Annotated in this window: 21 protein-coding genes; 5 read left to right on the forward strand and 16 right to left on the reverse strand. The window is 65.0% G+C overall.

The genetic code is table 11. From position 1 onward, the window contains the following. Positions 1-33: 33 nt before the first annotated feature. Positions 34-426 carry a YybH family protein gene (locus CK489_RS25520; protein WP_050627534.1) on the reverse strand — a complete coding sequence of 131 codons (393 nt, stop codon included), beginning with the start codon at positions 424-426 and terminating at the stop codon, positions 34-36. A 196-nt stretch (positions 427-622) separates the two neighbouring features. On the opposite strand from CK489_RS25520, the gene CK489_RS25525 reads away from it, so the two are divergent. The 4 genes from CK489_RS25525 (at position 623) to CK489_RS25540 (ending at position 3,380) form a co-directional block, all read left to right on the forward strand. After that, the gene (locus CK489_RS25525; RefSeq protein ID WP_095734239.1) at positions 623-883 is read left to right on the forward strand and encodes a hypothetical protein; all 261 of its coding nucleotides are present in this window, start codon (positions 623-625) and stop codon (positions 881-883) included. A 170-nt stretch (positions 884-1,053) separates the two neighbouring features. After that, a complete protein-coding gene (locus CK489_RS25530; protein ID WP_095734240.1) occupies positions 1,054-1,710 on the forward strand; it encodes a TetR/AcrR family transcriptional regulator in 657 nt (218 codons plus the stop codon). Between the two features lie 391 nt (positions 1,711-2,101). Next, the gene (locus tag CK489_RS25535; protein WP_050627537.1) at positions 2,102-2,764 is read left to right on the forward strand and encodes a DUF3313 domain-containing protein; all 663 of its coding nucleotides are present in this window, start codon (positions 2,102-2,104) and stop codon (positions 2,762-2,764) included. Positions 2,765-2,816: 52 nt separating this feature from the next. Continuing rightward, positions 2,817-3,380, forward strand: coding sequence for a DUF2147 domain-containing protein (locus CK489_RS25540; RefSeq protein ID WP_095734241.1), 564 nt, complete (start codon positions 2,817-2,819; stop codon positions 3,378-3,380). A 143-nt stretch (positions 3,381-3,523) separates the two neighbouring features. Here the strand turns inward: CK489_RS25540 and CK489_RS25545 are convergent, their stop codons facing one another. Continuing rightward, complete coding sequence (locus CK489_RS25545; RefSeq protein WP_050627539.1) at positions 3,524-4,750, reverse strand: ABC transporter substrate-binding protein; 1,227 nt, start codon at positions 4,748-4,750, stop codon at positions 3,524-3,526. 151 nt (positions 4,751-4,901) lie between these two features. Beyond that, entirely contained in the window at positions 4,902-6,038 is a 1,137-nt protein-coding gene (locus CK489_RS25550) for an NHL repeat-containing protein (RefSeq protein ID WP_095734242.1), read from the reverse strand. A gap of 170 nt (positions 6,039-6,208) precedes the next feature. Here CK489_RS25550 and CK489_RS25555 point away from each other — a divergent pair, with 170 nt between their 5' ends. Next, entirely contained in the window at positions 6,209-7,855 is a 1,647-nt protein-coding gene (locus CK489_RS25555; RefSeq protein WP_095734243.1) for a hypothetical protein, read from the forward strand. Positions 7,856-7,873: 18 nt separating this feature from the next. On the opposite strand, the gene CK489_RS25560 is transcribed toward CK489_RS25555, so the two are convergent. The 13 genes from CK489_RS25560 to CK489_RS25615 form a co-directional block, all read right to left on the reverse strand. Beyond that, positions 7,874-8,614, reverse strand: coding sequence for an SDR family NAD(P)-dependent oxidoreductase (locus CK489_RS25560; protein WP_095734244.1), 741 nt, complete (start codon positions 8,612-8,614; stop codon positions 7,874-7,876). 89 nt (positions 8,615-8,703) lie between these two features. Next, positions 8,704-8,847, reverse strand: coding sequence for a hypothetical protein (locus tag CK489_RS41825; RefSeq protein ID WP_198961022.1), 144 nt, complete (start codon positions 8,845-8,847; stop codon positions 8,704-8,706). Positions 8,848-8,859: 12 nt separating this feature from the next. Then, positions 8,860-10,401, reverse strand: coding sequence for an amidophosphoribosyltransferase (gene purF, locus CK489_RS25565; protein WP_095734657.1), 1,542 nt, complete (start codon positions 10,399-10,401; stop codon positions 8,860-8,862). Positions 10,402-10,435: 34 nt separating this feature from the next. Continuing rightward, positions 10,436-11,071: a CvpA family protein gene (locus CK489_RS25570; RefSeq protein WP_050425444.1), complete on the reverse strand. Its 636-nt coding sequence runs from the start codon at positions 11,069-11,071 to the stop codon at positions 10,436-10,438. A 186-nt stretch (positions 11,072-11,257) separates the two neighbouring features. Next, positions 11,258-12,739 (reverse strand): DNA repair protein RadA, encoded by a 1,482-nt coding sequence (gene radA, locus CK489_RS25575; protein ID WP_095734245.1) that lies wholly within the window; start codon positions 12,737-12,739, stop codon positions 11,258-11,260. A gap of 78 nt (positions 12,740-12,817) precedes the next feature. After that, positions 12,818-13,348, reverse strand: coding sequence for an HAD-IA family hydrolase (locus CK489_RS25580; protein WP_095734246.1), 531 nt, complete (start codon positions 13,346-13,348; stop codon positions 12,818-12,820). Next, positions 13,285-13,488, reverse strand: coding sequence for an HAD family hydrolase (locus CK489_RS25585; RefSeq protein ID WP_095734247.1), 204 nt, complete (start codon positions 13,486-13,488; stop codon positions 13,285-13,287). Before CK489_RS25585 ends, CK489_RS25580 begins: the two co-directional genes overlap by 64 nt. A gap of 99 nt (positions 13,489-13,587) precedes the next feature. Further along, on the reverse strand, positions 13,588-14,196 hold the full coding sequence (locus CK489_RS25590) for a hypothetical protein (RefSeq protein ID WP_095734248.1): 609 nt from the start codon (positions 14,194-14,196) through the stop codon (positions 13,588-13,590). Positions 14,197-14,457: 261 nt separating this feature from the next. Next, a complete protein-coding gene (locus CK489_RS25595) occupies positions 14,458-14,745 on the reverse strand; it encodes a hypothetical protein (RefSeq protein ID WP_095734249.1) in 288 nt (95 codons plus the stop codon). A gap of 358 nt (positions 14,746-15,103) precedes the next feature. Beyond that, positions 15,104-15,829 carry a sulfite exporter TauE/SafE family protein gene (locus CK489_RS25600; RefSeq protein WP_095734250.1) on the reverse strand — a complete coding sequence of 242 codons (726 nt, stop codon included), beginning with the start codon at positions 15,827-15,829 and terminating at the stop codon, positions 15,104-15,106. 406 nt (positions 15,830-16,235) lie between these two features. Then, on the reverse strand, positions 16,236-17,006 hold the full coding sequence (xth, locus tag CK489_RS25605; protein ID WP_095734251.1) for an exodeoxyribonuclease III: 771 nt from the start codon (positions 17,004-17,006) through the stop codon (positions 16,236-16,238). 18 nt (positions 17,007-17,024) lie between these two features. Beyond that, complete coding sequence (alr, locus tag CK489_RS25610) at positions 17,025-18,344, reverse strand: alanine racemase (protein ID WP_095734252.1); 1,320 nt, start codon at positions 18,342-18,344, stop codon at positions 17,025-17,027. 48 nt (positions 18,345-18,392) lie between these two features. Next, entirely contained in the window at positions 18,393-19,895 is a 1,503-nt protein-coding gene (locus CK489_RS25615; protein WP_050627549.1) for a replicative DNA helicase, read from the reverse strand. Between the last annotated feature and the right edge of the window lie 329 nt (positions 19,896-20,224).

Genomic DNA, 20,224 nt, shown 5'->3' on the forward strand with positions numbered 1-20,224 from the left:
TGTCGCGACCTCGTCGAGGTCGGCTTCTCTCCTCTAGTCCGTCGCCGGCACCGAATGATGCTCGTGCGTGATGCGCCAACTGCCGCCAACCTTGCGCAATCCGATCGTCAGTCGGAACTGGAACGTGGCGTCGGGCGGGCCGCACCGCATCACCATCACCGCGAACGCCACGTCGTCGCCGGCGGTGATCGCGATCTCCTCGATATTGAAGGCGTGGGAGGGGCGGTAGCACGTGTAGAACAGGTCCCACGTCTTCCGGTACTCGTCCAAACCGCGCGACTGTAACGGCGGCGGCACGTCGAACATCACGATGTCCTGATCGTGATGGGCGAGAACGCCGGGATAGTCCTGTCGGCGGACGGCGTCGGCCCAGGCGTCGATAAGTGACCTGATTTCGGCTTCCGCCGTCTGTTTCTGCTGTGTCATCGGTCGGGGTTTCCAAATTTGTTTTGGATGCTTCGAGGACGAATGCGGCTGCGCCCGTCCGACACAGGCCGACCGGCCGCCTCGATGACGATTGCGTCATTTTGGCTATTTACAAACCATCCGGTTGGTTTGTATAAAACCGGGTGCTGGTTGAAGATGCGTGCATCGCCCCGGAGGCCGCGCCGCCAGGAGGAGCATGGTGACCGACGAGGCCATTGAAATCTGCGATGAGTTGACCCGCTTCAGCGACGCGCAGGCGGCGCTGCTGACGTCGCGCAGCCTCGTCTATCTGACCGACCTGAAGCTCGATGGCGGCAGGCACGGCACGATCGTCGCCGCCAGTTATGCCGACGCCCAGGCTGTCGCCCGCGCGCGCGGTCGAGGCGAAAGGGTGATCGGCCGGATGGCTCGCGGTTTCCTTCACGGCCTGCTGCAGAAGGTTCGCTTGTGCGCGTGAGTTATTGGATAGCGCGATGATTGATTGCTGAAACTGATGCGTTCCCTTGAGGCCGGCACCGGCATTTCGGGGACGTCGTTCGCGCTGCCGGCGGACTTCGATGCAGCGCTTGAGATTGACCGGAGCCGCTGAGATACTGCCGTTTCAAGCGACTCTCTGCTGAGTAAACCATGGATAATCCTTCCCGCTCGGAACGCTCCCGCAACGCCGCACTCGACGCTGCGACCACCATCCTGACACGCGACGGTCCGGGACGCCTGACGCTGGACGCAATTGCGCGCGAGAGCGGTCTCAGCAAGGGCGGCGTGATGCATCAGTTCCGCACCAAGGAAGCGGTGCTGCGTGCTCTGCTCGAACAGCAGATGGCGTATTTCGAGGAGTTCTCGAACCGCTACATCGCCAAGGCGCGCGAGACCACGGACCAGCCGGAGCTGGCGGCGCAGATCGCAACGCTGCGCGAGGCGATCTCGACGCCGCGGTCGGGCGCGTTCGCACTGCTCGCCGCGATGAACGAGAATCCGGAATTGATGGCGATGCCGCGCGATGTCGACATCGAGAAGGTCGCGCGCATGAAGGCCGAGGCGCGCGATCCGGATCTCGCGCTGCTGCGCTGGGCAGCGGCGAGGGGGCTGCTGCTCAGCTCGCTGTTCGGCCTGTCGTCGCTGTCGGACGCCGAGCGCGACCGGCTGTTCGAGCGGTTGCTCGACGACAGCAAGTGGACGACGCTGGAGCAGGGTACGAAGGCAAAGCCAGCCAGGACGACGGCATCGCCGCAGCCTGCCGCCGCACGCGCCGCAAAGCCGGCATCGGCGCGCAAGCGCAGCTGATTTCCGGCGCTGCTCGAAAACACAACGCCGCCCAAGCGGAATATGGATCGCTTGGCGGCGTTGGATCGGCACCGGGCCCCTGAAATCCCCCGGCGAGCTGTGCGGTAGCACAGGAGATGTCGCAGGTTTGTGACAAGGCACGACCGCTGTTCGCGAAGCTGCCTCACTCATTTCCCCAGCGCTTCGACCGCTGAAATTTTCCATCCGTTTCCTGCGATTGCAACTTTACAAACCAACTGGTCGGTTTTATAGTTCATCGCACTGAGGCAAGGTCTGGCGGCGCGCTCACAGCGAGCCAGATCGGCAGTGACGGCCGCAGCCGTAACTTTAGCCCCGGACGCGGCTGCGGCCGAGCTGCTCTTCCGCCTTAGGATCGGATGAGGAGATTGGAATGGAGAGCTCGATCGCCGTGCGCGGTCTGGGAGCGATGGCGCTTTGCGTCCTCGCGGGAGGATGTGCCGCCGTCACGCCGGTGGCTTATTCGGAGGTGGCCTCATCGGCCTACATGACGCCGGACACGTCGGATTCCTCAGGCCGCGTGCCGTATCGCTATGCGCCGCCGGTCGACTGGCGGAGCTACAACAAGGTGATGCTCGATCCGGTCGTGATCTATCGCGGCGCCGATCATCAGTTCGGCAACATGTCCGAGAAGGACAAGGAGACGCTCGCCGCCTATATGCAGACCCGCTTCGCCGACAAATTGCGCGGCCGCTTCACGCTGGTGAATACGCGCGGGCCGAACACGTTTCGCGTGCGGCTGACCTTGACCGGCGCGGTCGCCAACACGCCGGTGCTCGGCACGCTGTCGCGCTTCGACATGGCCGGCGCGATCTACAACGGCGTGCAGGCCGCGCGTGACGGCGAGGGCACGATGACCGGCTCGGTGATCTATGCGGTCGAGATGTTCGACAGCTCGACCGCGCGGCTGCTCGGCGCCTATGTCAGCAAGCAGTATCCCAACGCCTACGACATCAAGGCGAGCGTCGGCGATCTCGCCGCCGCCACCACCGGTATCGACAAGGGTGCCGACGCCTTCATGGCGCAACTGAAGTGAGGCGCGTCGCGCGCGTCCTGCAAATCATCCCGACACTGAAAGGTCCTGGACAATGAACTTTCTGGTTCGCATGTTTCTGCGCAGCCTCGTCGCCGCCTTACTGATGAGCTCGACCGGCCGCGCCGAGACGATCCCCACAGATCCCAGCGGCACCTGGCTGACCGAAAACGGACAGGCGCGCATTCGCCTCGAGCGCTGCGGCAGCGCGCGCGACCGCATCTGCGGCTTCATCGTGTGGATGAAGGAGCCGCTCGATCCGCGCGGCCAGCCGCTCCGCGACAGCCTCAATTCCGATCCCGACAAGCGCACGCGCGCGCTGCTCGGCCATCAGCTGATCCTCGGATTAAAGCTGTCGCCGGAGGGCCGGTTCGACGGCGACATCTACAATGCCGAGGACGGCAAGTCCTATTCGGTCTCGCTGTGGCGCGACAAATCCGACCGGCTGAAGCTGAAGGGATGTCTGATGAAGTTCCTGTGCCAGACCCAGACCTGGACGCAGACCCTCGACGTGCAGCCCGGACAGCTCGTCGGCCTGACCGGCGACGTCGGCGGCCCGCGCGCCGACCGGGAGTGGGCCTCGCTGCCGCCGCCGGCAAGGAAGTCGGCGGCGAAGTGATGGAGCGTCGGGTGCGCTAGTGGGCTGGCTCGCTGTGGAACGTCATTGCGAGGAGCGAAGCGACGAAGCAATCCATCGTGCCGCGTTTGCGGTGCTATGGATTGCTTCGCTTCGCTCGCAATGACGAAGGAATGGTGTGCTGCCTATTTCTTCACCAGCGGACAATCGCTGGCCTCGAGCGGCTTGGCGGCGTCTTCCGGCGAGATGGTGGCGATCAGCTTGTAATAGTCCCAGGGGTATTTGGACTCCTCGGGCTTCTTCACCTCGAACAGATAGGCCGGGATGATGCGGCGGCCGTCGATCCGCAGCGGGCCCTTGCCGAACAAGGGATCGTCGGTCGGGATCTCCTTCATCTTGGCCACGACCTTGGCGCCGTCATGCGGATTGCCGCCCATCGCGTCCAGCGCCTTCAAATAATGCAGCACGCCGGCATAGACGCCGGCCACCGTCATCGAGGGCATCGAGCCCTTCGGCGAGACCTTCTGGAAGCGCTTCGACCAGGCGCGGGTCTGGTCGTTCATGTCCCAATAGAACGACTCGGTGAAGGTGAGGCCCTGCGCGATCTTGAGGCCCAGCGCGTGCACGTCGTTGACGAACAGCAGCAGCGCCGCGAGCTTCTGCCCGCCCGCGGTGATGCCGAATTCGGACGCCTGCTTGATCGCGTTGGTGGTGTCGCCGCCGGCATTGGCGAGGCCGATGATCTTGGCCTTGGACGCCTGCGCCTGCAGCAGGAACGAGGAGAAGTCGGCGGTGTTGAGCGGGTGCTTGACGCCGCCGAGCACCTTGCCGCCGTTGGCGGTGACGACCGCGGAGGTGTCGCGTTCCAGCGCATGGCCGAAGGCGTAGTCTGCGGTGAGGAAGAACCAGGTGTCGCCGCCCGCCTTGGTCAGCGCCTTGCCGGTGCCGTTGGCGAGCATGTAGGTGTCGAACGTGTAGGAGATCGTGTTGGCGTTGCAGGCCTTGCCGGTGAGATCGGCGGTCGCCGCGCCCGAATTGAGCACGATCGAGTTCTTCTCCTTGGCGAGGTTGCTCACCGCCAGCGCGACGCCGGAGTTCGGCGTGTCGGTGATGATGTCGACCTTCTCATTGTCGATCCAGTTGCGCGCGATGTTGACGCCGACGTCGGGCTTGTTCTGGTGGTCGCCGCTGACCACCTCGATCTTCCAGCCCTTGGCGCGCAGGCCGGAATCTTCCACCGCCATGTTGGCCGCAGCCACTGAATTGGGGCCGCCGATGTCGGCATAGAGGCCCGACATGTCGTTCAGCACGCCGATCTTGACGTTCTTGTCCTGCGCAAGGGCAGGGGTTGCAAGGCCGAGTGCAGCGCAAGCGAGAAGCACGGCGTGGCGCCGTGCGAGCGTCGTCGTCATCAGACATTCCCTCCACTGTGATTTTTTCCGGACGGCCCTCTTGGGGAGCCTTGTGCCGGTCGTTCGGGTTCCCGCTTACCCTGTCCGGGTGGAGGCGGCAATCCGCATAAAGCCGGATGAGCTGCGTCGAAGCGTCATCCTTTGGTCATCTCTACTTCAGCGCGTCCGAGGTCAGCTTGAACTTCTGGACCCGCTTGCCCTCGACCTCGCCGGTGTAGACATTGCCCTTCTGGTCGACGGCCATGACGTGGAGCAGGGCGAATTGCCCGGCATTGCGGCCGCTATGGCCGAAGGTGCCGACCACGCTGCCGTCGTCGCGCTTCAGCACGCGGATCTCGTTGTTGGCGCCGTCGGCGTTGAGCAGATAGGTCTGTTTCGGATCGGGCCACAGCGCGAGATCGAACACCGCGCCGTCGCCGCGGGTGTTCTTCTCGTAGAACCATTCCCGCACGAAGGTGCCGTTCTTCTGGAACACCTGGATGCGGTCCTGGCTGCGGTCGCAGACATAGACCAGCCCGTCATTGGCGATCTTGATGCAATGCACGGGATTGCCGAACTGCTCCTGCACCGCGGCGCTCGGATCGTAAGGCGGCTGCTTGTCGTCGGTGGGCAGCTTGCCGTAGCCGCCCCAGTGCCGCTTGTAGGCGAGCGTGGTGGCGTCGAACACGATGACGCGGCGGTTGCCGTAGCCGTCGGCGATGTAGAGCTCGCTGGCCGCCTTGTCGATCGCCATTTCGGCGGGCCGGCCGAGCTGGGTGGTGTCGTTGCTGTTGGTGCGGGCTGCGATCTTGCCGATCTGGCCGAGATACTTGCCGTCGAGCGAGAACTTCAGGATTTCGCTGTCGTCATCGGCATTGCCGCCGATCCAGACGAAGCCGCGCTCGTCGACCTCGATGCCGTGCTCGCGGCCGACCCATTGATAACCGTCACCGGGGCCGCCCCAGGCGCGCAGCAGATTGCCGTCGACGTCGAATTCGAGCACCGGCGGCGCCGCCACGCAGCATTTCGCGCGCGGCGGGGTCAGGCTCGCCGCCTTCTCGCCGTCGGTCAGCGAGCGCGGCCGGTGCACCACCCAGATATGCCCCTGCCAGTCGACGGTGATGCCGCCGACCTGGCCGATGATCCAGTTGTTGGGCAGCTGCTTCGGCCAGGACGGATCGACCGCGAAGGTCGGGACCTCGCCGGCCCTGGCGGGCGCGGGCGGCATGAGAAGCGCTGATGATGCGATGCCAGCGGAGAGAAACAATCCAGTGAGAATGGAGCGCGCGCGATTGAACGTCGGCGTCATGATGCCTCCCGAGATTTTTCTTGGCGGTCGTCCCGCTGGGGAGGGCAGTCAATCGTGAGGCGGCGGAGGAGTCAATCCGTGGCAGGCGCGTTGCGCGACCACTTGGCGTGCGGTATCAAGCTGCTATCTCAGGTAGCGAGGCCGAACGGATGCATAGGTGGTTGGCCGGGATGGCGGCGTCGATGCTTTGCCTGAGCTCCTCGGCCGCTATTCCGATCGATTGCGCGACGGCGCCGAGCGTCAAATGCCTGGCGACTGAAGCCTTCCTGCTCGCGAAGAAATTGCCGGCTGGTGACGGCAATCGAGCGCATGTTGAATTCGCCGAGCAGGAATTGGCGGACACTAATCTCGAAGTTGCACTCGATTACGTGACTTCAGACAATCCCGATCCGTCGCCTTGGGAAGCTATCGAGTGGATTGCGCGCGCGGGCCGCTTCGGCGACGCCCTCGAGACCGCGAGGCAGCGAAGATCGACGGTGGAGCGGCTCGGCGGAATGATTGTCGTGGCCGCTCTCCTGGTGGAGAAGGATGCGGCGCAAGCGCGCGAGATTGTCGAGGACGTCGAACGCGAATTGCCGTCGATCGCCGGGGACAGCGATGAAGCATCGCAAGCCATCCCCGCGCTTGCTGCAAAAGTATGGGCCGGCCTCGGTCAGTCCGATCGGACCTTGCGTCTTGTCGGCGGCCATGGCGCGTCGACGGTTGATTGGTTGCTCGTAATTGCCAATACCTATCCGGCGGCGGGCTGGCGCGAAGAGGCGTGGCGTGAGGCCGAACGCCTCAACGAGCCTTTTCCGCTGCAGCAGTTGCTGAGCGATGCGCTGACGCGCGGCGATCAGGCCGAGATTTCCCGCGCAGGACAGCGCGCAGCCAGGGCCGTCGACCGGATGACCAGCATCGATGCTCAGCCGTCGGAAGTGATCGCACTCGCGCGCGCCTTGCTCGCCGCCGGGTCACCTCAACCGGCGGCGAGACTGGTCGAGCCGTGGCCGCAATGGCTGGACGGCAAGGACGATACAGCTCGATTCAATGTAGTCAGTGAACTGATCACGGTGCTGGCGGGGCTGGCGCGGGATCGTGACGTCGAGACTGCCGCCGCTGCGGTGAGCACTCCCGCACGTCGCAGCCAGTGTCTGAGCAAGGCCGCGGACGAATATTCCCGGCGCGGACGCCGCGATCTCGTCGAAAAGCGCGATGCGGAAGCCATGATGCTCGCGATGTCATCTCCCACTGGGGATACCAAGCCGCAATGGGAGCATAACGAGGCTCTGATCAATCTGGCACTTGCGCGCGCTGGGCGCGGCGACGTCGATGGCGCGATCGCAGCTGCCACCAAGGTTCGCGATGATGCGAAGGTCCGCGAAACGATTTCTTATGTCGTCAAACGCGCGATTGACACTGGCCACGGCGCGGCGGCCGCGCCGGCGATCGAGGCGCTCGAACAGCGCGCGGGGACTGCGCAGGATGCGCCCTTGCTGCTCGCTGCTGCTAATGCCCGGTACATGACCGGCGACGAAGACCGGACGCGCGACGATCTCGCGCAGGTCCTGACGATGGCCCGGCTGACCGGCAACGACGCCGGTCTCGCGGCCGAATTGGCTTGGCGGCTCGACGGGTCTGGCACGCCGGCGAGCATGATCACCATCGTGGACAAATTCGGCGTGACCGATCCGGGCGCGATCGATCATCTGGTCGAGATCATCAGGCCGTTGTCGCCGGCGGTCGCCGTGCAACTCGCAGGCCGGCAAGTCGAAGTCTGGCGTCAGATCGACGAACTGGCCAACATCGGTGTCCAGCTCGCGGCCGATACAAAGTAGATCGGCTTAGACGTTCGATTACGCCGGCGGCTGAAACGTCCGCAGCGTGCGGGCCTTGTAGTCGTAGAGCTTCCCGGTTTCGGTCCACTCGGGCGCACACATCGGCACGATGAATTCGGCCGCCATGTCGGGCGTATCCAGCGTCATCGGGTCTTCGCCGGGAAACACCTGCGCGCGCATCCGGGTGCGGATCGGGCCGGGGCTGAACAGATTGACGCGCAGCGCCGTGTTGGCGGTCTCGTTGGCCCAGGAGCGCACCAGCGCGTCCAGCGCGGCCTTCGAGGCGGCATAGGGGCCGAGATAGGCGCTGGCCTTGTGCGCCACGCCCGAGGTCACGAACACCGCGCGGCCGGCGTCGGACTGGCGCAGCAGCGGGTCCATGCAACGGATCAGCTGGAAATTGGCGGTGACGTTGATCGCCATCACGTCGTTCCACGGCTTCAGCTCGATATGGCCGAGCGGCGAGGACGGGCCGGCGGTGCCGGCATTGCCGACCAGGATGTCGAGCTTGCCATGGCGCTCATGCAGCGCGAGCCCGAGCCGCGCGATGCCCTCGTAATCGGTCAGCGAGAGCGGCACCAGCGTGGCGCTGCCGCCGTGCTTGCGGATCTCGTCGTCGAGCTCTTCCAGCCCGCCCTGCGTGCGCGCCACCGCGACGACATGCGCGCCGGCTTTTGCAAGGGCGACTGATGTCGCGTAGCCGATGCCGCGCGAGGCGCCGGTCACGAGGGCGATACGGGAGGCGAGGGGTTTTGTCATGTCTGTCTGTCCGCGTCTTTGCCGGGGGTATTACAGACAGAAATGGCCGGGACAAGCCCGGCCATGATGAATTCCTGCACTACCGAAGCTCACAAACTGCCGCCTTGGTCCATATTGGCGCTGTTGGTCCCGTTGCCCGAATTGTCGGGTGTCACCTTCATGCCCTGGCGGAAGGCAAATACGATGAAGCCAACCAGCAGCACCCCACAGAGAATGCCGATGATTGGCTGCATGGCCTCGTTCCGTCAGCTCGCCTCCGCCAGCAGCGAGAGCTGGCGCGGCGCGGGCTCGGTCTCGCTCTGGTCGGTGAGGTGGGTCGGATAGGCGCCGGTGAAGCAGTGGTCGGCGAATTTCGGGCTGGCGGGATCGCGTCCCTCATAGCCCATCGCGCGGTACATGCCGTCGATCGACAGGAAGGCGAGCGAGTCGGCGCCAATGATGTCGCGCATCTCCTCGAGCGAATGGGTCGCTGCCAGCAGACCGCCGCGATCGGGCAGGTCGATGCCGTAATAGTCGGGATAGAGGATCGGCGGCGAGGCGAGGCGGAAATGCACCTCGCGGGCGCCGGCGTCGCGCATCATGCGCACGATCTTCTTCGAGGTGGTGCCGCGCACCAGGCTGTCGTCGATCAGGATGATGCGCTTGCCCTCGATCGCCGCGCGGTTGGCCGAATGCTTCATGCGCACGCCGAGCTCGCGCACGGTCTGGGTCGGCTGGATGAAGGTGCGGCCGACATAGTGGTTGCGGATGATGCCGAGCTCGAACGGCACGCCGGAATACTGGCTGTAGCCGACCGCGGCGGGCACGCCGGAATCCGGCACCGGCACCACGACGTCGACCTCGGGATGGCTCTCGCGCGCGAGCTGCGCGCCGAAGGCCTTGCGCACGTCATAGACCGAGCGGCCCCCGACGATCGAATCCGGCCGCGCGAAATAGATGTACTCGAAGATACAGGGCCGCGCCGGCTTCGGCGGGAACGGCTTGTGGCTGTGCGCGCCCTTCTCGTCGAACACGATGATCTCGCCGGGCTCGATGTCGCGGACATATTTGGCGCCGATCATGTCGAGCGCGCAGGTCTCCGAGGTCAGGATCGGATGGCCGTCGAGATCGCCGAGCACCAGGGGGCGGATGCCGAGCGGATCGCGTGCGCCGACCAGCTTCTTGTTGGTCAGCGCGACCAGCGCATAGGCGCCCTCGATGGTGCGCAGCGCTTCGATGAAACGGTCGATGAAACGCGTGCGCTTCGACTGCGCGACGAGATGCAGGATCACCTCGGTGTCGGTCGTCGACTGCATCATGGCGCCGCCCTTGACCAACTCGCGGCGCAGGGTCAAGCCGTTGGTCAAATTGCCGTTGTGGCCGACCGCGAAGCCGCCGGCGCTGAGCTCCGCGAACAGCGGCTGCACGTTGCGCAGGATGGTGCCGCCGGTCGTGGAGTAGCGGACATGGCCGACCGCGGCGTTGCCGGGCAGGCGGTCGATCACCTCGCGGCGGGAGAAGGCGTCGCCGACTAGGCCGAGGCGGCGTTCACTGTGGAAGCGGCCGCCGTCGAAGGAGACGATGCCGGCGGCTTCCTGGCCGCGATGCTGCAAGGCGTGCAGGCCGAGCGCGGTGATCGCGGCGGCCTCGGAGTGGCCGAAGATGCCGAACACGCCGCATTCCTCGCGAAGCGTGTCGCCATCCAGGTCGGGGTGGTACCGGAGATCGTCTTCCCGGAGATGTTCCTGCAATTCCGTCGGGCCGAGGTCGAGATCCAGTTGGTCGGCGTGATCGGAAGGGGTTTGCATCTCGTTCATCGCCTCTCGTAAGGGCCCAAACAGTTTATCGGCCCGCGGGTTTCTCGATCAGCTTTTTCAAGCTGTCACGCGCAGGTTTGCTATAGCCATCACCCGACGCCGGCGTCGCCTGATCGTTGGTATCAGCCGCAGAATCGTCGTCTGGCTTATTCTTCTTGAACTTCTTTAAGATGGTGTTCTCGGGGTCGTCAGGCAAGAGCGACATCAGCCAATCCCCGGTTCCCTGCAGCACCACCCGGGACTTCGCGCCGGTCACCCAATCGGGCCGCTGCTTGTCCGGAACCAGCCAGGTGAAGAACATGAACGCCACGACCACGATCAGCAGGCCGCGGGCGAGCCCGAACAGGAAGCCGAGGGTGCGGTCGAGCGCGCCGATCCGGGAATCCAGGATCATGTCCGAGATCCGCACCGTGATCACCGAGACCACGATCAGCGTGCCGATGAAGGTGCCGGCCACCACGACCACGGCCGCGACCGTGTCGTTATTGAAGTAAGTTTTGGCAGTCGGCAGCAGCTTGGAGAAAGCATACAGCGTGACCAGCGCGGCGGCGCCCCAGGCCGCGATCGACAGGATCTCGCGCATGAAGCCGCGCACCATGGCAAGCAGGCCCGAAATCAGCATCACGCCGAGCAGGACGAGATCGAGGATCGTTATGGGCATCGGCTGGTCAGGTCCGCTGGTACGTTTCGGTATGCTGTTAAGGGCTTACGTCGTTAAGGCTCTCGCGAATCGGCGTCTCGGTGCCGTCCTAACTGAGGCGCATCGGGGGCATCCGGCAAGGCCGGAGCGCCACCTGTCCCGCGCGGCGGATGTATAGCGGCGGGGGGCTGTTACGTCACGCCTGCATTAGCTCGTCTCGCGACGGAATCGGGCCGGTGTGGCATTTTTCTCAGCCGCATCAGTGCCCCCGGAGCCGCCCTGGTCGTTCCTCGGCGCAGCCCGGCCGCCTCTGGGCGTGCCGCGCGCCGCAATTTCCGCGACCAGCGTGGTCAGATTGCCGACGCTGTTGAACGAGAGCCCCATATCGCCACCCGGTTCGCCGCGGGCCGATTCGGGCAGGATGGCGCGGCCGAAGCCGAGCTTGAGCGCCTCCTTGAGCCGGGCCGGGGTCTGCGCGACAGGGCGGATCGCACCCGACAGCGAAATCTCGCCGAAATAGACCGCATCCGTCGGCAAGGGCGCATTCACCAGCGAGGACACCAGTGCGGCGGCCGCGGCGAGGTCCGCGGCCGGCTCCTGGATGCGCAGCCCGCCGGCGACGTTGAGATAGACGTCATGTCCGGACAATTTGACGCCGCAATGCGCCTCGAGCACCGCCAGCACCATCGACAGCCGGCTCGGGTCCCAGCCCACCACGGCGCGGCGCGGCGTGCCGAGCGAGGTCGGCGCCACCAGCGCCTGCAATTCGACCAGCACCGGGCGGGTGCCCTCGATGCCGGCGAACACGGCCGTGCCAGGGCTGCCGAGCTCGCGTTCGCTGAGGAACAATTCGGAGGGGTTGGTGACCTCGCGCAGGCCGAGCCCGGTCATCTCGAATACGCCGATCTCGTCGGTCGCGCCGAAACGGTTCTTCACCGAGCGGAGGATGCGGAACTGCTGCGAGCCTTCGCCCTCGAACGACAGCACCGCATCGACCATGTGCTCGACCACGCGGGGGCCGGCGATCTGGCCATCCTTTGTGACATGGCCGACCAGGATGATCGCGGCCCCGGTCTTCTTGGCGAAACGAATGAGGGCCTGCGCCGAGGCGCGGACCTGGGTCACCGTGCCAGGCGCGGATTCCACCGTATCGGTCCACATGGTCTGGATCGAATCGATCACGATCAGGCGCGGCACCGCGCCTTCGGACAGCGTCGACACGATGTCCTCGACCGAGGTCTCGGACGCCAGCTGCACCGGCGCATCGGCGAGCCCGAGCCGCTCGGCGCGCAGCCGCACTTGCGCCACCGCCTCTTCGCCGGAGATATAGACCGCGCGGTGGCCGGCGCGCGCCATCATGGAGGTGGCCTGCGTGAGCAGCGTCGATTTGCCGATGCCGGGATCGCCGCCGACCAGCAGCACCGAGCCGCGGACGAAGCCGCCGCCGGTGACGCGGTCGAGCTCGGTCATGCCGGACGACAGCCGCGGCGCGTCCTGGGTCTTGCCGGACAGTGATTCCAGCGCAAACGTCCGTCCCTTGCGCTTGCTGCGGATCGAGACCGGCACCGAGCCCGTGGTGTCTTCCTCGGCCAGCGTGTTCCACTCGCCGCAGGAGTCGCATTTGCCCTGCCAGCGATTATACGCCGCGCCGCAGTTCTGGCAGACGAAGGAGAGGGTGGATTTGGCCATGGAGCAGATGAGTCGCGTGGTCGACGATGCACGGCTGCTTAGCACGGAAAGCCTGATGCGAGCGACATGCTCGATGGATCACCCAGCCATCCGGAAGAAATGCCGGGCGATCTGCTCCACTTCGCGCCACGAGGTCGCCAGATTTACCGCGCCTGCGTTGCGCAGGACTTCGTCGTGCCCGTCGCGGATGTGGCTCGCGGCGCACAGGCCGATCGCGGTCATGCCGGCCGCCACCGCTCCCCTGATGCCGCCGGCGGTGTCCTCGATGACGAGGCACGCACTGGGCTTTGCGCCGAGCTGCTCGGCGGCAAGCAGGAAGATATCGGGATGCGGCTTGCCGCGCGCGACCATGTCGGCACTGAAGACGCGGCCGTCGAATTCCGCTTCCAGTCCAAGCACCGAGAGGCACAATTGCAGGCGCTCCATCGAGCTGGACGAGGCGATGCAGCGCGGCATGTCGGAGAATTTCCGGATGAAGTCGGTGGCGCCGCTGACCTCCTTGAGGTCAGAGCGAAGCCGGTCCAGCGTGGCGCGGTTGAACGCGCTCAGGAAATCGGTGGCACCGGTCGTCCGATCGCGGCTTCGATCTCGGCGATGACGTCGGCCCATCGTTTGCCCGAATAGCGACCGAGTGCCTGGTCGAGCGTGGTCGGTTGTCCGAGGTCACTGACGGTCTTCGCCAGCACGGTGTTGGCAATGGCCTCGCTGTCGGCGATCACACCGTCGAAGTCGAAGATCAATGCGCCCACGCGCGTAGCCCCCAAAGCAGACGACGCCGTCCTAGCAGAACCGGGCCACCATGCGCGCAACACGTTCTGTTGCAGACTATCTCAGCGCCGCACGCCGAATCAGCGGGAGAAGACCCGTGTTCCGGCCGGCCATCGCGGCCGGTCGCTCACCGGGCTTGCGCCGATCTCCCACCCGACGCCGCCCCAGAGCACGTCGACGGCACCGAGCTCTCCCGCGACATCGCGGACGTAAAACACATTCGGCTTGGCGCTGATCTCGAGGGAGCCGCCGCTGCCGTTGGGCTGTTGCTGCAACATGCACCAGACGTCGGCCAGCCGGCTCTCGTGGCTCTGGCCCAGTCTGGCCAGGATCTCGTTGTCGCTCGAGGCTGCGTTCATGACGAAGGTTTGCAACGATGCGCCGCCGACATCGTCCTCGACCTTGTTCGCGAAGCGCTTGGCGAATGTCGCGCCCAGCCAGGAGATCTTGACCGAAGCGCTCGACGCAACGTCTTCCTTGAAATGCTCTTTCGCGATGAATTTTTCGACGTGCGGTATCGCCGAGGTCGACGACGGATCGGACGGTTCCGTGGCTTTCGGCTGCAGGGAACATGCGACGCGGTCGGCGACGGCAGCCGATTGGCCGGGTTTCGTATCGTCCGCGGCGACGCCAAAACCTTGTGCTGCCAGAAGGAAGATCAGCGACAGGGTAAGGCCTAGCTGACGCATCTTGTTGTCCCTGTCTCCGCTGTGTTCGCGGAGACAAGGTAAACCACACCTTGTAGATGTAAATTAAAGATCGTGTTTCTGGTTAAGGATAAAAAGTAAGTTCAACTACAGCGAGAATTTGAATCAAATGCTCTCCGGCGCGTGGAACCTGAATGATGCTCTCGGCCGCCGTGTCCAAAGCGCGATGAGATGTCGCGATTTGGTTTCTTGTCCAAGCATGATCTTTTCGGAAAACCGCTTCGCCCTTTTCCGGATCATGCTCTAGACGCGGATGGCTCGCCCGGACAGCAGCAGCGGTGAATTCCCGCGCAGCACCGAGCCCGTCGGCAAAGCCCGGCAGCATCTTGCCTGCGCGCGCAGCGGATCGCTCCAGCTCCAGCGAACACGCCAAGACGGATTGTTCGCGTAGGCCGGAATGCGCCAGACCCAGATCGTTTCGTAGACGCTGTCTCCGAAGTGCTCGACGTCGGGGCTTGCTGTCGGCCACAAGGCCGAGCCGGCAACAGCGAGCGTTACGGTCACCGCAGTCGTGATCATCATCTTGCGCATCGCGCGTCTGCCTTTCTCGCCTGCCGGGGTTCCGATAGCCCGCCAGTCCCAGTGCTTCGACTTGCGATCTCGAATCCGTCAGGCCGACACCAGACGCTGAGGCGCGCGCTCGATTGCGCACCTTGTGCTGCCTGACTCCTGGGGATTCGCATCCGGGTCGTCGATCAATCCCGCGATGCCTGCTAGAGCAAAGTGCTTGTCCGCAAACGATCGAGTGCAAGTAATGAGATCGTCATAAACGCAGTCGCCGGATGGAGGCAATCCGGATAACACCGGGAACCGGGCGCTCGGCAGGGCTCTTTCGGAGTACAACGTCCAGGCGCGTCGACCCCCGTAAAATCACGATATCGCTGCGAGCCTACGCTGCCATTGCCGACCACAATAGCGACACGCCCGCCGCCAGCATGATGCCGTCCATGATCAGGCGGAACGCCTCCGGCTTCATCTGCAGCACGAAGCGCTTGGCGATGAAGGCGCCGGCCATCAGCGAGGCGCCGGCGATCAGGCCTTTCAGCGCGATATCAGGCGTCAGCGCGCCGAATCGCTGGAACGTCACCGACTTGCTGACATAGAGCCCGAGCGAGCTCGCCGCTTCGGTGGCGAGGAACGCGCCCTTGGTGAGGCCATAGAACAAAAACAGCGGCACGCTGAGCGGACCGGTCGACACCACGATGCCGGTGAGATAGCCGATGACGGCGCCACCGATTGCGAGATGCCAGAGATTGGCCTTCAGCTCGTGCCGCGCCAGCCAGTGCCGCACCGGCACCATCGCGATCAGGAACACGCCGATCGCAACATCGACCGCATGAGAGGGCAGCGCAAGCAAGGTGCGCGCACCGAGTGCGGCGGCCGGGATGCCCGTGATCGAGTAGGCGAGGCAGGCGCGCCAGTCGACCTCGCGCCACCACGCCAGGATGCGCGACAGATTGGCCATTACGGCGGCGACCGCCATGATCGGCACTGCCTGCTTCGGTCCGTACTGATAGACCAAGACCGGCATCAGCATGATCGACGAGCCGGTGCCGACGATGCCGGAAATGGTGCCGGCGACCAGGCCGACGATCAGGACGAAGAGGAAGCCCACCTGCGCGCTCCGGGAGTGGGACTTACTGTGACCTCATCGTTCGCGACAGCGCAAGGGCGCCGCTGATCCACGGATGCGCCGTCGCCCGCAGCGACAGTACGAATGCCGGCGTGATGTCATCGCCCGGCTTGACCGGGCAATCCGGTGCGCCGCGGGCTATCGGCTCAAGCACTGCCGTCTCTGGAATACTGGATCACCCGCTTTCGCGGGTGATGACACCGAACCAGCTGTTTGACGGATGAATCGGATTCCCACCGTCGTCGTCCCTGCGAAAGCAGGGACCCATACTCCGCAGCGGATATTGTTGGTGGGACTCGTCGTTCGGGCGTCGTTCAACAATGGCGACCTGTGGTTATGGGTCCCTGCTTTCGCAGGGACGACAGCAGTGGTGTGGGGCAACCACCGATCACTTCAACACCACCCATGCCGGCGCGTGATCGCTCGCGCCTTCCTCGCCGCGGATGTTGCGATCGACGCCGGCTTTCTGAAGTCGCGCCGCGACCTGTGGGCTGAGCAGGAGATGATCGAGCCGCAGGCCGGCATCGCGCGGCCAGCGCTGGCGCTTGTAGTCCCAGAAGGTGAACATCGGATCATCCGGATGCAGCGTGCGGATCGCATCGCACCAGCCCTGGTCGACCAGCGCCTTGAACGCGGCGCGGCTCTTCGGCTGGATCAGCGCGTCCTTGTCCCAGGAACGGGTCGGATAGATGTCGAACGGCGCCGGCGCGACATTGTAGTCGCCGGCGAGCACGACCGGCACGTCCTGCTTGAGCAGTTTGGCGGCGTGCGCGCGCAGCCGCTTGAACCAGGCCAGCTTGTAGTCGAATTTCGGACCGGGCTGCGGATTGCCGTTCGGCAGATAGAGGCTCGTGACGACGATGCCGCGCACCGCGGCCTCGATGTAGCGCGCCTCATGATCGCCGGCGTCGCCGGGCAGGGCGGTGCGGATCAGCACCGGCTCGGCCTTGCGCGCCAGGATCGCGACGCCGTTCCAGGTCTTCTGCCCCTGCCACACCGCGCCGTAGCCGGCCTGCTCGATCGCGGCCTGGGGAAACTCGGCGTCGCTTGCCTTCAGCTCCTGCAGGCTGACGACGTCGGGCTTGGCCGATTTCAGCCAGCGCAACAGGTTCGGCAGCCGCCGGTTGACATTGTTGATGTTGAAGGTCGCGATCTTCATGCGCGACGATCGATCGGGTCAGCTGGCCGGTGTGGACGGCTCGGCAGGCAATGGCGGCGGTGCAGCGGGCGCTGCCGTCGGCAAGGCGGGAGGCGCCGCCGGCGTGGCGGCAGGCTCGCTCTTCTCGGCGACTGCATCGCTCTTCGCGGCGACGGTGTCGCTCGCGGCGACGGCATCGCCGCCCTTGTAGATGCGCACGAAGCGGCGGCCGAGGCTGGTCAGCACCTCGTAGCCGATGGTGCCGAAATGATGCGCGAGCTCGTCGACGGTGATGCCTTCGCCGATCAGCGTCACCATGTGGCCGCGCCGCACCGCGTTCTTGTCGAGGTCGGTGACGTCGACCGCGATCAGGTCCATCGAGACGCGGCCGGCGATCGGGCAGCGCTTGCCGGCGACCACGACCTCGGCGCCGCGGGTGCCGTCATTGGCGCTGGCGGCGCGGAAATAGCCGTCGGCATAGCCGGCGGCGACGATCGCAAGCCGGGTCGGCCGCCGCGCGGTCCAGGTGCCGCCATAGCCGACGGTCTCGCCGCGATCGATGTTGCGGATCTGCACGATGCGCGCCTTGAGGTCGACCACAGGCTGCATCGGGTTATCGGCCTCCGGCGTCGGATTGACGCCGTAGAGCGCGCACCCGGGCCGCACCATCTCGAACTGGAATTGGGCGCCGAGGAACACGCCGGATGAATTCGCCAGCGAGGCCGGCACGCCGGTGAACAGGCTCGCGATCTCGCGGAAGCTCGCAAGCTGCTTGGCGTTGGCGGGACTGTTGAGCAACTCGGCGGAGACGAGGTGGCTCATCACAAGCGTGATGCCGTGATCGCCGGCATTGATCCGCGGGATGATGCCCTGCGCTTCGCTGACCGTGAGCCCGAGCCGGTTCATGCCGGTATCGATATGGATGGCGGCGCCGCCGGACCAGCCGGAGCGGCGGCAGAACACGTCCCATTCGGCGAGCTCATTGAGATCGCCGATCACGGGCTTGCAGTCGATTTTGGCATAGGCATCGCCGGTCTGCTGGAAGAAGCCGCCGAGCGCGTACACGGTCGCCTGCGGAACGGCCGCGCGGACCACGGCGGCCTCTTCGACGGTGGCGACGAAGAAGGTCTTGCAGCCGGCCTTGGCCAGCGCCCGCGACACCTGCTCGGCGCCGCAGCCATAGGCGTTGGCCTTGACCACGGCGGCGCATTCCGCCGGGACAGCGGTCTTCTCGAGCCTGCGCCAGTTGGCGATGATGGCGTCGAGGTCGACGGTCAGGATACCGGTGGCGGTCGGATGGGCCGCCAGCAGATTGGCGTCGGGCGTCAGCTGCGATTTCGCGTCGGTCACGATGTTCATGGCGCAGTTGTACGCGTCGCGCTTCTGCCGTTCAACCGCGCCGCTGAATCAATGGGAGTGATCCGGAATCTGACCGTCGGGTGCGAGATCGCCGAACCTGGTGACGCTGGCCTCGAAGTGCAGTTCGACGGTGCCGGTCGGGCCGTGGCGCTGTTTGCCGATGATGACTTCGGCCTTGCCATGGGCCAGTTCCAGCTCCATCTGCCATTTCTCGTGCTCGGGGGTGCCGGGGCGCGGCTCCTTGTTGGCAAGGTAGTATTCCTCGCGATACACGAACATCACGACGTCGGCGTCCTGCTCGATCGAGCCGGATTCACGAAGGTCGGAAAGCTGGGGGCGCTTGTCGTCGCGGTTTTCGACCTGGCGCGAGAGCTGCGACAGCGCGATCACGGGTACGTTCAGTTCCTTCGCCAGCGCCTTCAGATTGGTGGTGATCTCGGTGATTTCCTGGACGCGGTTGTCATTGCCTTTCTTGCCCGAGCCCTGCAGCAGCTGAATGTAGTCGATCACGATCAGGTCGAGGCCCTTCTGCCGCTTGAGGCGGCGGGCGCGGGCAGTGAGCTGCGAGATCGAGAGGCCGCCGGTTTCGTCGACGTAGAACGGCAATGACTGCAACTCGATCGAGCAGTCGCGGATCTTCTCGAAATCGAGTTCGGAAATGCCGCCGCGCCGGATATGGCTCGACGGGATGCCGGTGCGTTCGGCGAGAATACGGGTGGCGAGCTGCTCGCCGCTCATTTCGCAGGAGAAGAAGCCGACACAGCCGCCGTGGATCGCCTTGGTGGTGCCGTCCGGCTGGACCTCGCCCTCATAGGCCTTGGCGATGTTGTAGGCGATGTTGGTGGCGAGCGACGTCTTGCCCATGCCGGGACGGCCGGCGAGCACGATGAGGTCGGACGGTTGCAGGCCGCCCATCCGGGCGTCGAGGTCGCGCAGGCCGGTCGAGATGCCGGACAGCTTGCCGTCGCGCTGGAACGCCTTCGCCGCCATGTCGACGGCAATCGTGAGGGCCTGCGAAAAGCGCTGGAAGCCGCCGTCATAGCGGCCGGTTTCGGCGAGGCTGTAGAGCTGCCGCTCGGCATCCTCGATCTGCGCGCGCGGGGCAAAGTCGACCGGCGCGTCATAGGCGACGTTGACGATCTCCTCGCCGATCTGGATCAGATTGCGCCGCAGGCTGAGGTCGTAAACGGTACGGCCGTAGTCCTGTGCGTTGATGATGGTGGTCGCTTCGGCGGCGAGGCGCGCGAGGTATTGGCTGATCGTCATGCCGCCGATGTCGGTATCGGCTGGCAGGAAGGTCTTCAGGGTGACGGGGGTCGCGACCTTGCCCATCCGGATCAGGGAGCTCGCGGTCTCGTAGATGGTCTGGTGCAGCGGCTCGAAGAAATGCTTCGGCTCGAGGAAATCGGAGACGCGATAGAACGCGTCATTGTTGACCAGGATCGCCCCCAGGAGGCCCTGTTCCGCTTCGATGTTGTGCGGCGCGCTCCGGTAGGCCGGGGATGCGGCGTCGGGCGCGAGCTTGTGAACGTTCGAATCAATCAAGGCCATGGACGAGCTTATTCTTCTGATTTCGTCGTAACTGAGATTTTCGGCTGTGGGGCGGCGATCAAGCGCCAGCCCGGCACGAAGCGAAAGGACGGATGTTTCTTATGCACGATTCACACAACGCGATGTGTGAATCCGGGACGGCCGGACGTATTCCGCTTGACGGGGGTTTTGCCCGGAATCGGGCGGAGGCCGCCCGGTCAGCGATGTCATTGGCGAAAATTCGGCGCAGCCTGAACCTTTTTGCGGGCAGCCGCGCCCAACCAGCAGCGAGGTCGGTGCTGGCGTTCGTGGCTCAGATCAGGATGAGGAAAGCCAGCGCGATCAAGGCG

Origin of the sequence: Bradyrhizobium sp. UFLA03-84 (assembly GCF_002289535.1) — a bacterium.
GTDB lineage: Bacteria > Pseudomonadota > Alphaproteobacteria > Rhizobiales > Xanthobacteraceae > Bradyrhizobium > Bradyrhizobium viridifuturi.